Annotated in this window: 15 protein-coding genes and 1 tRNA gene; 14 read left to right on the top strand and 2 right to left on the bottom strand. The window is 47.9% G+C overall.

Annotated features, from left to right (window positions below):
* Nucleotides 1-143: 143 nt before the first annotated feature.
* The 3 genes from CHM34_RS09660 (at nucleotide 144) to CHM34_RS09670 (ending at nucleotide 4,238) form a co-directional block, all read left to right on the top strand.
* The gene (locus CHM34_RS09660) at nucleotides 144-1,307 is read left to right on the top strand and encodes a cysteine desulfurase family protein (RefSeq protein WP_094264399.1); all 1,164 of its coding nucleotides are present in this window, start codon (nucleotides 144-146) and stop codon (nucleotides 1,305-1,307) included.
* Entirely contained in the window at nucleotides 1,304-2,497 is a 1,194-nt protein-coding gene (thiI, locus tag CHM34_RS09665) for a tRNA uracil 4-sulfurtransferase ThiI (RefSeq protein WP_094264400.1), read from the top strand. Before CHM34_RS09660 ends, thiI begins: the two co-directional genes overlap by 4 nt.
* 85 nt (nucleotides 2,498-2,582) lie before the next feature.
* A complete protein-coding gene (locus CHM34_RS09670; RefSeq protein ID WP_094264401.1) occupies nucleotides 2,583-4,238 on the top strand; it encodes a M20/M25/M40 family metallo-hydrolase in 1,656 nt (551 codons plus the stop codon).
* A 5-nt stretch (nucleotides 4,239-4,243) separates the two neighbouring features.
* Here the strand turns inward: CHM34_RS09670 and CHM34_RS09675 are convergent, their stop codons facing one another.
* Nucleotides 4,244-4,519, bottom strand: a complete 276-nt coding sequence (locus CHM34_RS09675) for a 4a-hydroxytetrahydrobiopterin dehydratase (protein ID WP_094264402.1) — start codon at nucleotides 4,517-4,519, stop codon at nucleotides 4,244-4,246.
* 121 nt (nucleotides 4,520-4,640) lie between these two features.
* On the opposite strand from CHM34_RS09675, the gene CHM34_RS09680 reads away from it, so the two are divergent.
* The 5 genes from CHM34_RS09680 to CHM34_RS09700 all read left to right on the top strand — a co-directional run bounded on the left by CHM34_RS09680 (nucleotide 4,641) and on the right by CHM34_RS09700 (nucleotide 8,310).
* Entirely contained in the window at nucleotides 4,641-5,303 is a 663-nt protein-coding gene (locus tag CHM34_RS09680) for a TerC family protein (protein WP_094264531.1), read from the top strand.
* Nucleotides 5,304-5,439: 136 nt separating this feature from the next.
* Nucleotides 5,440-6,033, top strand: a complete 594-nt coding sequence (locus tag CHM34_RS09685) for a YkoP family protein (protein ID WP_094264403.1) — start codon at nucleotides 5,440-5,442, stop codon at nucleotides 6,031-6,033.
* The gene (locus tag CHM34_RS09690) at nucleotides 6,026-7,141 is read left to right on the top strand and encodes an MGDG synthase family glycosyltransferase (protein WP_094264404.1); all 1,116 of its coding nucleotides are present in this window, start codon (nucleotides 6,026-6,028) and stop codon (nucleotides 7,139-7,141) included. Before CHM34_RS09685 ends, CHM34_RS09690 begins: the two co-directional genes overlap by 8 nt.
* A gap of 154 nt (nucleotides 7,142-7,295) precedes the next feature.
* Nucleotides 7,296-7,370: transfer RNA gene (locus CHM34_RS09695), tRNA-Gln, on the top strand.
* A 148-nt stretch (nucleotides 7,371-7,518) separates the two neighbouring features.
* A complete protein-coding gene (locus CHM34_RS09700) occupies nucleotides 7,519-8,310 on the top strand; it encodes a metallophosphoesterase (protein WP_094264532.1) in 792 nt (263 codons plus the stop codon).
* Between the two features lie 255 nt (nucleotides 8,311-8,565).
* Here the strand turns inward: CHM34_RS09700 and CHM34_RS09705 are convergent, their stop codons facing one another.
* Nucleotides 8,566-9,855, bottom strand: coding sequence for a tetratricopeptide repeat protein (locus CHM34_RS09705; RefSeq protein ID WP_169713673.1), 1,290 nt, complete (start codon nucleotides 9,853-9,855; stop codon nucleotides 8,566-8,568).
* A 369-nt stretch (nucleotides 9,856-10,224) separates the two neighbouring features.
* On the opposite strand from CHM34_RS09705, the gene CHM34_RS09710 reads away from it, so the two are divergent.
* The 6 genes from CHM34_RS09710 (at nucleotide 10,225) to CHM34_RS09730 (ending at nucleotide 14,323) form a co-directional block, all read left to right on the top strand.
* Complete coding sequence (locus CHM34_RS09710; protein ID WP_169713674.1) at nucleotides 10,225-11,763, top strand: HNH endonuclease; 1,539 nt, start codon at nucleotides 10,225-10,227, stop codon at nucleotides 11,761-11,763.
* A gap of 22 nt (nucleotides 11,764-11,785) precedes the next feature.
* Entirely contained in the window at nucleotides 11,786-12,208 is a 423-nt protein-coding gene (locus CHM34_RS09715; RefSeq protein WP_094264407.1) for an SMI1/KNR4 family protein, read from the top strand.
* A gap of 740 nt (nucleotides 12,209-12,948) precedes the next feature.
* Entirely contained in the window at nucleotides 12,949-13,404 is a 456-nt protein-coding gene (locus CHM34_RS09720) for an N-6 DNA methylase (protein ID WP_094264408.1), read from the top strand.
* Between the two features lie 2 nt (nucleotides 13,405-13,406).
* On the top strand, nucleotides 13,407-13,523 hold the full coding sequence (locus CHM34_RS20350) for a hypothetical protein (RefSeq protein WP_439116320.1): 117 nt from the start codon (nucleotides 13,407-13,409) through the stop codon (nucleotides 13,521-13,523).
* Nucleotides 13,510-13,857 (top strand): hypothetical protein, encoded by a 348-nt coding sequence (locus CHM34_RS09725; protein ID WP_094264409.1) that lies wholly within the window; start codon nucleotides 13,510-13,512, stop codon nucleotides 13,855-13,857. Before CHM34_RS20350 ends, CHM34_RS09725 begins: the two co-directional genes overlap by 14 nt.
* 4 nt (nucleotides 13,858-13,861) lie before the next feature.
* Nucleotides 13,862-14,323, top strand: coding sequence for a hypothetical protein (locus CHM34_RS09730; RefSeq protein ID WP_094264410.1), 462 nt, complete (start codon nucleotides 13,862-13,864; stop codon nucleotides 14,321-14,323).
* Nucleotides 14,324-14,363 lie beyond the last annotated feature (40 nt).

Below are 14,363 nucleotides of genomic sequence, written 5' to 3' on the forward strand. Positions count from 1 at the left end.
GAGCGATGAAGCCGCCCCGCATCCATTCACCCGGGAGGCTCAATATGGTATGATGTCATAAGGCCTTTTGCCCGGATCGTGTACTTTCAGGAGGTCCGGGCGGGAAACGGACGGATCGATTTTGAGCAGAGGATGAAACGGCTATGGTATATTTGGATAACAGTGCGACGACTCGCCCGGATCCCGAAGTGGTTCGGGTGATGACCGATGTGATGAAAAATATTTACGGAAACCCTTCCTCTCTCCATGATTTGGGAGGGAAAGCGGAACGCCTGATCAAACAAGCGCGGGAAGCGGTAGCCAAAACGTTGGGGGTTTCGCCGCGAAGCCTGGTATTTACATCCGGGGGAACCGAAGCGAATAATGAAGCGATTAAAGGGGTGGCGGATCAATACGCCGGCCGGGGGAAACACCTGGTCACCACGGAAGTGGAGCATGCTTCGGTTCATCAGGTGATGCGGCAGCTGGAAGACCGGGGTTGGGAAGTAACTTATCTCCCGGTGGATCGAGAGGGCCGAGTTCAGGTCGAAGATGTGAAACAGGCGCTGACGGAGGAGACGGTACTGGTCTCTGTCATGCATGTGAATAATGAGACGGGCACGATCCAACCGGTTGAGGAAATCGGACGATTGTTGAAAAAGTACCCGAAGATCCTGTTTCATGTGGATGCGGTTCAATCCTACGGTAAATTGGAGGTTCGACCTGCGGACTGGGGCATTGATTTATTGACCCTTTCCGGACATAAAATTCACGGCCCCAAAGGGATCGGCTGTATGCATATTCGGGAAGGGGTGAAGCTGACCCCGCTTTTGGCAGGCGGCGGGCAGGAGGAAGGATATCGCTCCGGAACACAAAACGTTCCCGGTATCGCCGGATTTGCCAAAGCGGCTGTCTCCGCCCAGTGTAAAAGGAAAGCGGCGACACCTGCTCATTACCGGTGGAAAACGTCTCTAATCGACCGGTTGACCCGGGAGTGGGAAGAAATCCGTATCAACGGGGATGTATCGGAAGACGGGGGAGCACCGCATATTCTCTCCGTTTCTTTTCCGGGTTTGAAGTCGGAAGTGATCGTTCACGCTCTGGAGCAGGAAGGGATTTATGTATCCAGTAAGTCGGCCTGTTCCTCCAAAGGGGAAAAGCCGAGCCGGGTGTTAATGGCGATGGGTCTGGATGAGGGGACTGCAGTGGGTACGATTCGGATCAGTATGGGACTGGAGACGTCGGAAGAGGATATCCGGATGTGTGAAGCGGCGTTGCTCAAAGTGATCCCTCAACTACAACAAGTGATGAAGGTGCATGGAAGATGAAAGATTTGATATTGGTTCGATATGGAGAACTGGCCTTAAAAGGAAATAACCGTGCCGATTTTGAGAACCGGCTGGTGCAAAATATCCATGAAAAATTAAAGCCTTTCCCCGGTGTAAAAGTGCGAAAAACCTTTGGCCGCATCTTTGTCGATCCCGGCGATCACGGATCGAAACCGGTGCTCCAGGCGTTGTCCGAAGTGTTCGGTGTCGTCGGGATTTCTCCGGCGAAACGGGTCGCCTCCGATATGGATGCCATCCGGGAGGCGGCAGTGCATCTGGTTCGTCACCGGCAGTCGCCGCCGAGTACGTTCAAGGTCGTCGCCAAGCGGGCGGATAAGACTTTCCCCCACACTTCCCAAGAAATCAACCGGACGGTGGGGACGGCGGTGCTCAAAGGTGTCCAAGGAATCCGGGTGGACGTGCACCAACCGGAGTTGGAGTTGCACATCGAAGTCCGGGGGAAGGAAACCTATCTTTACGGGGAAAATATCCCGGGGCCGGGCGGACTGCCCGTCGGGAGCAGTGGCCGTGTCATGCTGATGCTTTCCGGAGGCATCGACAGCCCGGTGGCGGGATATCTGTCCATGAAACGGGGGGCGGATCTGGAAGCCGTTCATTTTCACAGTTACCCCTTTACCAGCAATCGCGCCAAACAAAAGGTGATTGATCTCGCCCGGATGATGACCCGTTACGGGGGTACCATCCGTCTGCATGTGGTCCCCTTTACCGAGGTGCAAACGCAGATCCGGGAACGTTGTACGCCTTCGTATCTGATCACGATCATGCGCAGAATGATGATGCGCATATCTGAAGAAACGGCTCGCCGCCAAAAAGCGTTGGCACTGGTAACCGGGGAAAGTTTGGGACAGGTGGCCAGTCAGACCCTGGAGAGCATGAATGCGATCAATGACGCCGCCCAAATCCCCATCCTGCGCCCCCTGATCGGAATGGATAAACAGGAGATCATGACGATCTCGAAGCAGATCGGTACTTATGAAACATCGGTTCTTCCCTATGAAGACTGCTGTACCGTTTTCCAGCCCAAATCACCCGTCACCCGTCCCCGAGTGGACAAATCCAGGGAGTTGGAGTCCAAACTGGAGGTGGATCGGCTGGTCAGGGAAGCGGTGGAACAAACGGAACAGATCTGTATCACCCCGGAACAAACGGAAGAGTTCTCTTACTTCTGATGTGGCGGATGCCGCTTCCTCCCGCAAGCGGAGGGACGCATCCGCCGCCCTATTTCAAAACACAGATTCAAATGGGAGGGGTTGGATGCTGGAATTCAAGGAAGAAGTCTTGTCCCTGACGAAAGAGTTGGTCCAACATCCGAGTATCAACGGAACCATCGGTGAGCGGGATATTGCCTATAAGATTTATAACTACTTCCGGGAACTCCCTTATTTCCGGGAACATCCGACCCATTTGCGCTTGTGCAAGACAGAAGGGGATGAACGGGAGCGTTATAACGTCTTGGCCTTGGTCAAGGGAAAAAACGCCGATCTCCAGGAAACGGTGATCCTGATGGGGCATATGGACACGGTGGGGGTGGAGGACTACGGTAAATGGAAGCGGCTCGCCTTTTTCCCGGATGATTTGATTGAGCATTGGCGGGAAGGAAAGGTACAAGCGAGAGTCCGGCAGGATATCGATACCGGAGACTGGATCTGCGGACGGGGGACCGTCGATATGAAAAGCGGCGTGGCCGGTAACATCGCGCTGACCCGGTATTATGCCGAGCACCTGAACGAGTTGAATGGAAACATCCTCTTTGTTTCCGAATGCGACGAAGAGGATAATTCCAGGGGGATCCAATCCGCTGTCAAAGATTTGCTTCATCTGGCGCAGGAAGAGGAATTGAGTTATGTCGGCGCGATCAATACGGACTATACATCCCCCCAATTTGACGGGGACGAAAATCGATATGTTTACCTGGGTACCGTCGGAAAGCTTTTGCCCTCCTTTTTCATCGCCGGCAAGGGTACCCATGCCGGGCAACCCTTTGAGGGGTTTGACCCCAATCTGGTGGCGGTGGAATTGACCGCTCGTCTCGATTACAACCCCGAATTTTGCGATGAGTTATACGGGGAAGTGACTCAACCCCCGGTCTCCCTCAAACAGACGGATCTGAAAAAGAAATACGATGTGCAGACACCTTTGTCCGCTTTTGTTTATTATAACTTTTTCGTCCACAGCTGGTCTCCGAAGGATGTTCTGATTCGTTTGAAGGGGGTGGCGGAGGAATGCTTTGCCGCGGCTGTCGATCAATACAGGGACCGTTATCTCCGGTTTAGCCGTTACAGCGGCAATTCCCGGCAGCCGTTGGAGACTTTCCAACCCCGGGTTTACACCTATGAAGAATTGTATGAGGAGTGTCTCTCCCGCTTCGGCAGTGAATTCCAACGGGGAATGCACCAGTTCGCCATGAATCTGCTCAACGAGAAAGAATTGGATCTCAGGGAATACAGCTGCAAAATGGTGGAGGAATTGTGGAATTGGAGAGGCGAGGACACACCGGGGATCGTTTTGTTTTATTCTTCGGTTTATTTTCCCCGAATCGTCCTCAGTGAGAAGGACGACCGGGAACGACGTCTGATCGGAGCGGTCAACCGGGCGGTGAAAGAAGTTCAGCCCCACTACTCCCGACCGATCCAGGTTCGCAACTTTTTTCCTTATATTTCGGATATGAGTTTTGTTGCGATCAGTGACGATCCCGAAGGGATCTCCGCCCTGCAAAAAAATATGCCCGCATGGGGCACAAAACACCGGATGGATGTGGAAGCGATTCAATCCCTGGACATTCCGGTCGTCAACATCGGTCCTTACGGAATGGATGCTCATAAACAATGGGAACGAGTGGAGGTTCCCTATTCGATGCAGGTGGTTCCCAACCTCAATTTCCAAGTGATCCGTCATTTATTGGGAATGTGATCTGTTCAGCCGGCCTCTTCGATCCTGTGAGCCAACTCAAAATCCTTTTCTGTGATCCCGCCGGCGTCATGGGTGGTGACGCTCACTTCCACTTGACCGTAGCTGAGAAGCATGTCCGGGTGGTGGTTCAGCTCTTCGGCGATATCAGCGGTGCGCTGGACAAAGCGGACTCCATCCAGGTACGTGTCGAAACGGAAAATCCGGGTCATTTTTCCATTCTGCTGGGACCATTCGGGAAAATCACATAGACGGGCTTCGATCTCCTCGGGTTTTAATTTCATACAGGATCCCTCCTTCGCGGTTTCATCCAATACTTACCCTGATAAAGAGGATGTTAAAATGCTATCTTAAATATGATCCCGCAGAGTTTTTTTGTGATGGAATGAAGGGTTGGATCATGTGATGGACATCCAATTTTGGATTGGTTTTATCAATATTATTATTCTCGACTTGGTGTTGAGCGGCGACAATGCGGTTGTCATCGGAATGGCGGCACGGAAGCTTCCTCAGGAACAGCGGAAAAAGGCGATCCTGTACGGAACGCTGGCGGCGGTGATCCTGCGGGTGACCTTGACGCTGATCGCGGTTTGGCTGTTGAAGATTCCCCTTTTGAAAGCGATCGGGGGTCTTCTCCTGCTCTGGATCGCCGTTAAGCTGCTGGCGGACGAAGGCGGGGAGGCGGATCTCCGTATGGATGACGGTTTGAAGTCCGCCATCAGAACGATTATCGTCGCCGATGTCGTGATGAGTCTGGATAATGTTTTGGCTGTGGCCGGCGCTGCCCACGGGAATTTTTGGCTCGTCCTGTTCGGGTTGGCGTTAAGCATCCCGATCCTGATGTGGGGAAGTAAGCTGGTTGCTGTGGTTATGAATAAGCTTCCCTGGCTGGTTTATGTAGGGGCGGGCATTCTCGGCTACACAGCGGGTCAGTTGATCGTGGAAGACCCGATCCTTCACGAGAGACTGTGGAAACAAGTGCAAGGGATTTCCTGGGTGGTTCCCCTCGGACTCACGGCCGGTGTACTCCTCATCGGCCGTTGGCGGAGAACCCGAAGAACTCCTTAAAGCCGGGAAAAGTCGGTTTTTACTCCTGTTTTCACCCGTCGGCGCGCGGTTGACCGCCCGGCGGGTGTTTTGGTATGCTCCGACACCGGCTTGCCCATACTAAAACCGGTCGCAATTCGGTAAGGAGGAAAACCGTATGGCTGCCGGATTTCTTACGGCTTGGCGGATCTGTGATACGCTTTATTATCATGTTACCCGTCTCCAATATGTCGATCATCAAAATGGAAACTTATTTCGAGTGATTGTCAAAACCTACCGCGGAGAACCTTTGACCACCCGGGAGGGCATTCGCTTAAAACCGGGTGATCTATACGCCAAATTGCACCTGCACAATGTTCAGATCGCTCATTTGTTAAGAGATTTCTCACCTCCGGAGCATTGGAGGATGGATTTCAAAGGGGAATTGGCCGTTCTCAAGTCGATTCGGCGATCCTTGCCGGCTTTGGCCTCTTATCTGGCTGATCATCCCCGGTCCGGGGAAATCAAAATGTTGTTGGGGACGACGTTCCTGCATCGGGGTGCTGAAAAACTGGGGTTCAGTACAGCGGATTTGCCTGGGCAATGGCGGATTTGGTTGAAAACCCAGTTGCTGAAATGGATTCTATTTCACTGCCATCCCTGCGGATGGCAACGATTGCAGATCAAAACGAATCAATTGGTTCCCAAACGGGTATTTATTCCGCGTGTGGAATTTATTCAGCGTTATCATACGGGGGCGTCCAATGAGTAAAGTACTGATTTTAACAGAGACCATCGGTGGAAATGGACATTACCGGGCAGCTGACGCGGTCTTAAAGGGGTTGCAGCATGTTGAACCTCGGTTGCCCGTGGACATCACATGCGGATTACCCCATTTCAGCCGCCAGCTGGAGGGGTTCGTCCGCAGAGTCTACTTGAATACCCTTCAATTCGCCCCGGGTTTATGGGGGGCGGCGTACAGCAAGGAGGAAGAGTTCAGCGACACCTTTCGATCTTCCCTGGGAAAAGTACTGGCTCATAAGTTGGAGGAATACTTCGATCAAGTGCGCCCGCAAGTGGTGGTTTGTACCCACGCTTTTTGCCTGGGAGCGGCAGGGGTGGTAAAGGAGCGGGGCCGGATTCCTTTTCGGCTGGGAACGGCCATTACCGACTTTGATGTGAACGGTTTTTGGGTTCATCCTTCGGTCGACTTTTATCTGGTGGCCCATGAAAGCGTAGCTGACAAGCTTCAGTCCCGACACGGAATTCCCGGAGAACGTATTTACCGAACCGGGATTCCGATCGATCCGGCCTTTTCAAGGACCCCATCCCCGAAGCGCGAGGTTCGGGTCGAGATGGCGATGGATCCGGATCCATTCACCGTTTTGTTGATGGGGGGAGGAGTCGGTCTCGGTCCCCTGGAACATGCGATTAAGCAGTTTGACCGGGAAATGCCGGAAGCCCAGCTGGTGGTGATCACCGGTAAAAACAAAAGTTTATTGGAACGTTTGCGGTCCCGGTTTGACGGTAAACCGAATATCCGCCTTCTCGGGTATGTGGACCGCATGGCGGATTGGATGAGCGCCTCGGACTTGATTGTTTCCAAACCCGGCGGTCTGACCAGTTCCGAAGCTCTGGCCACGGGTCTGCCGCTTCTCATCTGTCGTCCCATTCCCGGTCAGGAAGAGCGGAACAGTCGGTTTTTAACGGAACAACGGGTGGCTCTTCGCCAGGATCAACCCCGTTCCATTCCCCGGCATATTCACCCGTTGATGCAGGATCCCGGCCGGTGGGAGGAAATGAGCCGGCGGGCCAAAGGCTTGGGCAAGCCCCGTTCTTCCCTGGATGCGGCACAAGTCATTTTGCAGTATTTATCTTAAAAAAACGAGGTGTATAAGATCTCGGTCTCTTACACATAGTAAGACTGCCGGTAACGAGGCGGAGGAAAGAGCCGACAGGTGGATGGATCCGAGGCGTCGTATTGCAGGGACTGATCCCCCCTCCCCGGATGCGGCCCATAACCGTACATCACAGTGGGGAGTAGCCAAGCGGTAAGGCAACGGACTTTGACTCCGTGATACGCAGGTTCGATCCCTGCCTCCCCAGCCAGGAAAACCTTGGATACATTCCAAGGTTTTTTCATGCTGCTTTGACTCGACGAAAAGCTTGTTTTGCTTTAAGATAAATAAGGTATCTGGGAGTAGAATGGTGGTGAGAATCCTTGATTTGGGCACTGACGATTCTCGTGGCAATCATAATGGTGATTTGGGCTGTCGCCCGTCGGAATACCTTTAAACCGATGATCAAACGCGTCAAGATCGAAGTCTCTCATCCGCTGGATGATCAAGGACTCCGCATTCTCCACCTGTCTGATCTTCATATGGAGAAGTTGTCCATCACGCCGGAGGCTCTGCTGAATCGGGTCAATCAGGAAACGATCGATTTAATCGCTTTAACCGGGGATTACTTGGATACGGCACGCAAGACGGAATCATTTTTGGAATATATGGATGCACTCGCCTCTCTTAAGCCCCGCTACGGGATGTTTGCCGTCTTTGGCAATCATGATTACTGCATTGAGGAACATCTGCCCGATCTGCAGCGGGAGATGGAAAAGCGGGGATGTGTCGTCCTGAACAACGAGCATACGAGCATCCCTCTGGGCGATCACACCTTGAACATCATCGGAATCGACGATTACTACACCGGGCGGAGTGACGCCGACCGCGCCTTTGAGGGGGTCGGTGAGGGAATCAATCTGGTCCTCACCCATGATCCCAACATCGTGTTGGAAATGGATCACCATTTCGATTATCTTCTGTCCGGCCACTTTCACGGCGGACAGATTCATTGGCCCAAGCCCTATCACTTGCGCAAAATGGGCCGCCTGCCCTGTCAAAATATTATCAGCGGGTTGCATTACCACGATAACCGGGCGTTCTATATCAGCGACGGATTGGGACAGACTGCTTTCAACATCCGTCTGCGCTCCCGGCCGGAAATCACCTTTCACAACTTGGGAGGCTCCTCTATGGAGATCAAGGGTTGAAAACCATAACCGATATGCGGGTAGAATCCCCTTTGAGTCCACAGTAAAAGTAAGTCTTTTACTGTGACTTGGAGGGGGTTATTTTAATTTCAGTTGAAAAAAAGGCGGCATAAGCCGCTCAACTGGATTACCCTCCGATAGGAATAGATTTTGACGAACTGCTAACCTGGATACCGCCGATAGGATTTTCCGCCGTCTCTGCTCAATTCTCCAAGCTTGGGAAACCGACGCCCAAAACAGCGATAAGAGCGTTTCCTAAACGATGTCAACCTCTATTTTATAGAGTTGTCGAACGTATTCAGTAAACTTTTTTTCATCAAGGGGTTCCCAGGCTTGGGAAAGTAGTAATAAAGTACGAGTTTCCTGGTTTTCCAATTTCAATTTTTTTGATATTTCAAGCGCCTCCTCAAGAGGATAAATCGCTTCTTTATTTTTTCCTTGAGCAATGAAACATTCACCCAATACAATCAAGGCATTAGACAAAGAAATATGATCGCGAACTTCCCTTGCAATCTCAATCCCTTTCTGAATTTCTGCTTCAGCCCTTAAGTATTGTCCTTCTTCCATGTACAATGCTCCCAGCTGAGCATAGACGTTTACCGTTGTGTTTTTTACTTGCATGGAATGAGCAAGGCTCAAAGCTGTATAAAATGCCGTTTTCGCTAAATCGGCTTTTCTACACATGAGATAGGTGTTCCCCAATACTGCCCACAGGTCAAAGGTCCGATCGTAATCTCCGTTAATTCGGGCGAGTTCAATTCCCTCTAAGGCGCACTGTACGGCATCATCATACATTTTACTTTTCCGATACAGATTGGACCGGATTTTATAAAGTAAAAGGACCACGGGAAGGCTTTTTATCGTCTCTATATCCTCCCACATCTCATGGATGATTCGGTTGGCTTCCTCCAACCGTCCCAGCTTCTCCAAATAGGTGGTTTTGTTAGCCAATAAAATGTGCTTGTAATAAGTACGATCCCCTTTGTCATTAAAGGCGTCCAACCCGCTTTCCGTAAAATCGATCGCCTGATCCAAACGGTTTTGAAAGAAAGCACACCGGCCGAGTTCATTAAAACTGGCCGCCTCGATGTTGGAGCGGTCTTCAGGCTTGCTTGCCAATTGGATCGCCGTAAAGTAAGCTCGTTCCGCTTTTGGCCAGTTATTTTCTCTTTGGCGGCCTTTCCCCTCTAGAAAATAAATCGTGGGTCCGAATGGGTCATGGTCTGATTCCCTGATTTCTTTCAGTTGGTCCAAAGCTTCTTTTGTTTTTCCCGCGTCAATCATGCATTCGATAGCCTTTAAGCGGATTTCCGTTTCACTTCGTTCCACCTGATAGGTTTCAATAAGATTGGGAAGGTCTTCCGAATCAATTCCTATTTTATCCATCAAATAAACGGTTTTGTCTGCTTTCACATGGGGAATACCCCGCTCGATATTGCTGATGGTAGCCGGTGAAATTTGATCATCCGACAAATCTTCAAGACGTAACCCCTTTTCTTTTCTCGTTTTCCGGATGACTTCCCCCACTTTGTTTGGATCGAGCATTTTTATCACTCTCCATTTCATAGTCAGTCCCCAGTTTATTGTACACTTATCTTACAAATTGGTTGACATTTTACCACCACAAAAGTCTTGATCTGTAGGTTTTTCATAAAAAAACCACCTTCCAATCTTTTATGTTATTTACTTTTTCATGAACATTTTATATGATTGTATGAAAATTGGGAATAGGAATAATTATATTTAACGGAACCTTTCCTCTTTAATTATTTTTTAAAATATTGGTTTGGAAAGATCGGAAAGGTAGAGCTTCTCTACAACAGGGAGGTCCGCAGTCATTGAATTTCATAACTCGATTGAAGAAGGTTATATCCGATCGTTCCGGGTCTCCTACGGTTGAGTATGTCATCCATGATGGCCGTAGGAGCTTTGCTGGCGGCGATGTTGTATACCACGACGATGGAAAAGCTTTTTGTCGCGGGCATCCAGGCTCATATCGACTGTATCAACCAAAAGGTTGGAAACGACGACTTCAAAGGCTGTGGTTCATCCAGCGATACAGCCTCCGAATCCGAAACGTCATCGAAGGACCCGGATTCACAGAGCGATCCCAAAAAGGAGAAAGGTTTTTTTGAGAAGCTTGGGGACGACCTGTCTGATACCTGGGACAAGGCGATGGAGGGAGCCAAAGCCGGATACGATACTCTATCTGACGGGTTTCAAAGGGTGAAAGATGAACTGTCCGACGGACTCCAAGCGGAATGGGGCGATTTTAAGGAAGGAAGTTTGAAGGACCAAATTAAGTGGTTCTTGGATGGTTCCCCTCTCGGGTCGATTTCCGGGAAACTGAGAAAGTTGACCGGATTGGATCTCAATCAATGGATCGTAGACAACCCGGGAGCTACTCTGTTAAATGTGCTTGGAGTTGGACTTTTATTTGTACCCCTTCCCGGAGCGAGACCCTTGGGATTCAGCATTCTTGGCGGCAGCGGCGTGAATGGTGTCCTTTCAGGGCTTTCCGGCCACGATGTCGGCTCATCGATGTTCTATGGCGGACTGGCGGGTATGATCGGTTTGGGTGTCGGCGGTGCCGTCTACAAAGGTGTCGGCTCTTTGGTCGGAAGATATGCCGGTCCGTTTTTAAGTAAGTGGTTGCCGAAAAGCTTGGGCGGTGGAAGTGGAGCTTTCGCCGATCTGTTTTCCTTCGATTGGATGAAAGAAGGAACGTTCAATTGGAAGAAAGCCTTGATCGGCGGTGGAGTAATCGGTGCTCTCACCTTTGGCGGTGGATTATTCCTTGACAAGGCTGTCCCACCCCTGGCTCATGCGATGAAGCAATTGGGTTGGAACATTGAAGTCGGCGGCGATGGTACCCTTGCGATGCCGTGGATCAGGGGTGCGGATGAGGCGGGGGAGAATGTAAATAAAGCAGTTGGACGTGGTAGGGGAAGTAAGCTTGGTAGGGAAGAACTACAGAAAGCTGTTGAGAATTATGAACTGAAAGTCGAAACTGCAATTGAGAAAGGAGAGAAGATAAAGTATGTAACTTATGCTGACGGTTCAAAACATAAAGTAATAAAAGGAAAATATGCAGGAGAGACGCATCCCAAGACTGGGGTTCCTTATGATGATAATGGTTTTCCTATATTCGATGAATGGAGTAAGTTTGAATATCAGCTAGACCAATCCAAGTATTTAGCCTCAGATACTGAACAATTTAAAGAAGCAACACGTACTCTTGATGATTTGCTAAAACGTAAGCCTGAACTTGAAGAAAATTTTACTGACAAACAGTTAAAAGACATCAAGGCTGGGAAAAAGAAAATCAGAGGGCTGACATGGCATCATCATCAAGAACCTGGAAAGCTCCAGTTAGTTCCTACTGAAATTCATCAACCAACATCCCATACGGGTGGACGAGCTATCTGGGGTGGGGGTGAAGAATACCGCTAATGAGAGTGAAAGGAGTATAAAAATGACAAATGTTCAATGGGAAGATTACGAGGATCCAGTGGATGAAAGTGTGATTCAAGGTGTTGAGGAAATATTTGGATATTGTTTTCCCCTGGACTATATTCAGTTTGTGAAAAAATATCATGGAGGTTATCCCGAACCTAACCGTTTTGAATATGGGGAAAGGTACAAAGCGTCAATCGATCGTCTGCTCACTTTTGATACTGACGAGTATGAGAGTGTTCAACGTTTAGGTGGAGACTTTGTAGAACAATATTTTGACGGTAAAGTTATTCCCTTTGCAATAGATGCCGCTGGTAACTTGATTTGTTTCGATTATCACCATGACAAAAAATGCCCGATTGTTGTGTTTTGGTACCACGAAGAGAATCAATTAAGTTTTGTATGCAATTCTTTTACTGAATTTCTAGAGAAGCTTTATTGAGCATTTGGTGAATTAGGGATTAAAACAAATTATCCGGGTGCTTTTTTGAAGGGGTGATACAGATATTTTGCCTTGGTTAGTATGGGTATTGCTTTTTTGTGGAACCATGTTTGAAATACTGTGTAAATCCCCCTTGGATCGAGTACTTAGCTTAGTGTACCGTAGAGAGCGAAATCGCTCGGGTTCAGCAGAGGCTGCGTTCCGATAGACAAATATAGGTTGAATTTAATCGACACATTCCATTTTTAAGTGGCTATAAAAACTTTTGATGTATGTATTGTTCAAACAGTTCACTTTCCTGGACATACTTGCTTTGATGGTATTCGTAAAGTGGACTAATGAAGCAAAAAAGTGACGATCCCACTGTTGAATCAATGGGTGATGGTAGATGGGTAATAAAATCACCCGTGGATCGGGAGGTAGATAATGTCTTTTAATCCATTTCTCATTAGAATTTGTTGATGTAAACTTCTGATCAATCGGTTTTCGAAAATCGTGGCTGACTCTTTTGTGCTGAAAAATGTTTTTTTTCGGATGAATGTGAGTCTCAGTTTTTTTTATTAATCTATGGGCATGGATTATATTACAGAGCTCTTGGACAGCCAATAGTTTTGTATAAACGATGTTGAAAAGGGCGAAAGAATATTTAAAAGAAGACCAGCTTTTTCTTACTGCGATTACTCTTTTTTTTAATATGTTAGAGAGCATATTTGGATGACGAAGAGGTGGAGGAAAGGACTATGGATAAAACGACAAATATTACACCCACCGAATATGCTGATTATCTCGGCGAGAAATACAATAAGACCATTAGTAAAGGGCATAAAAAAACTAATGCACAATACTTTTCACCTGTAGAAGTAGCAAGATATATGGCGTCGCTTATAAATAAAAATGCTGACCATAATGTTAAAATTCTTGACCCAGGGTCCGGTTCTGGTGTGCTTTCCTGTGCTCTTTGTGAAGAGCTATGTAATTTAGGAGTTCGAAGCATAGAACTTGATTTGTACGAGATAGACAAAAACATTTTTCCTTATTTAGAAAACAGCATGGAGTATTTAGAGAGGTACATAACAGAAAAAGATGTCAATATTAAGATCAATATAATTAATAAAGATTTTATTTTAGATAACGCTGTTGCTTTGATTAATCCTGATTGGTCTATGGACAACCAAACATTTATGCTTTATTTATGATGATGTCTGCTTTTCTTTTAAGAGCAGGCGGGCAGTTAGTGTATATTACACCTAGAAGTTATACTGCAGGCCCTTATTTTAGGCTCTTTAGAGAACGTTTTTTCTATGATGCGACCTGAGCAGATTCACGTATTTAATTCTAGAAAAGAAGTATTTAGTCGTGACTCCGTGCTTCAGGAAAATATTATACTTAATGCAGTAAAGAGTCTTGACCAATGGCCTTTAGATAAGGAAGTCATTGTGTCGATCAGTGGTGGATCGGCCGATCTCGTTTCACCTATTATAATAGGTAAAGAGATAAGGTCGGAAATTGAAAAGGATAAATACTTAGTCAATAAAAGCGATTGGGAGATTATATGGGTTTTCGAAAATGCGAATGCAAGTAAGCCGCTAATTGAAGAATTAAAACAGGCAGGCATTGGAATAAAGTTTATTAAGAAAGGTGGTAAGTAGAGAAATGGAAAGTATTGATTGGGAGAACTTAAGTAAGGCTGATCGATTTGAAGTTTGGCTTATGGAGATGGAAGATGTTTTAGATCGCTTTATTGAGGAGATGCCTAATGGCCTTGATCTCGACTATTCACCCCAATCTTTGATTCGATTAGAAGAATGGATCTTAAATCAGTACCCAACAGTTGGAAACATTCTTAAAGAACATGAAAAAGAAAAACTTGATTCCCTTGTACGTTACGTAGGCCAAGTGTATAGAAAAGAATTAGCCGGTAAATGGATGATCCAACTTGATCACCCGAAGAAAGATCCCTTTTATGGGTTACCCGTTGTGTATTTTCCAGGGAAAAATGTTGATGAAATAAGTCCCCATCAAGAAGTCATTACATGTGTGGATAGAAGAAGAGGAGATTTTCTGTATACCATGTTTCATAATGTCAAAGAGGAGAACGAGCAAGAATCAAACTAAAAATGATGTTCTTAGATTATTTAAAACCCATTCCGTCGTG

The sequence above is a fragment of the Paludifilum halophilum genome, assembly GCF_002245355.1.
In the GTDB taxonomy this organism is placed as follows: domain Bacteria; phylum Bacillota; class Bacilli; order Thermoactinomycetales; family DSM-45169; genus Paludifilum; species Paludifilum halophilum.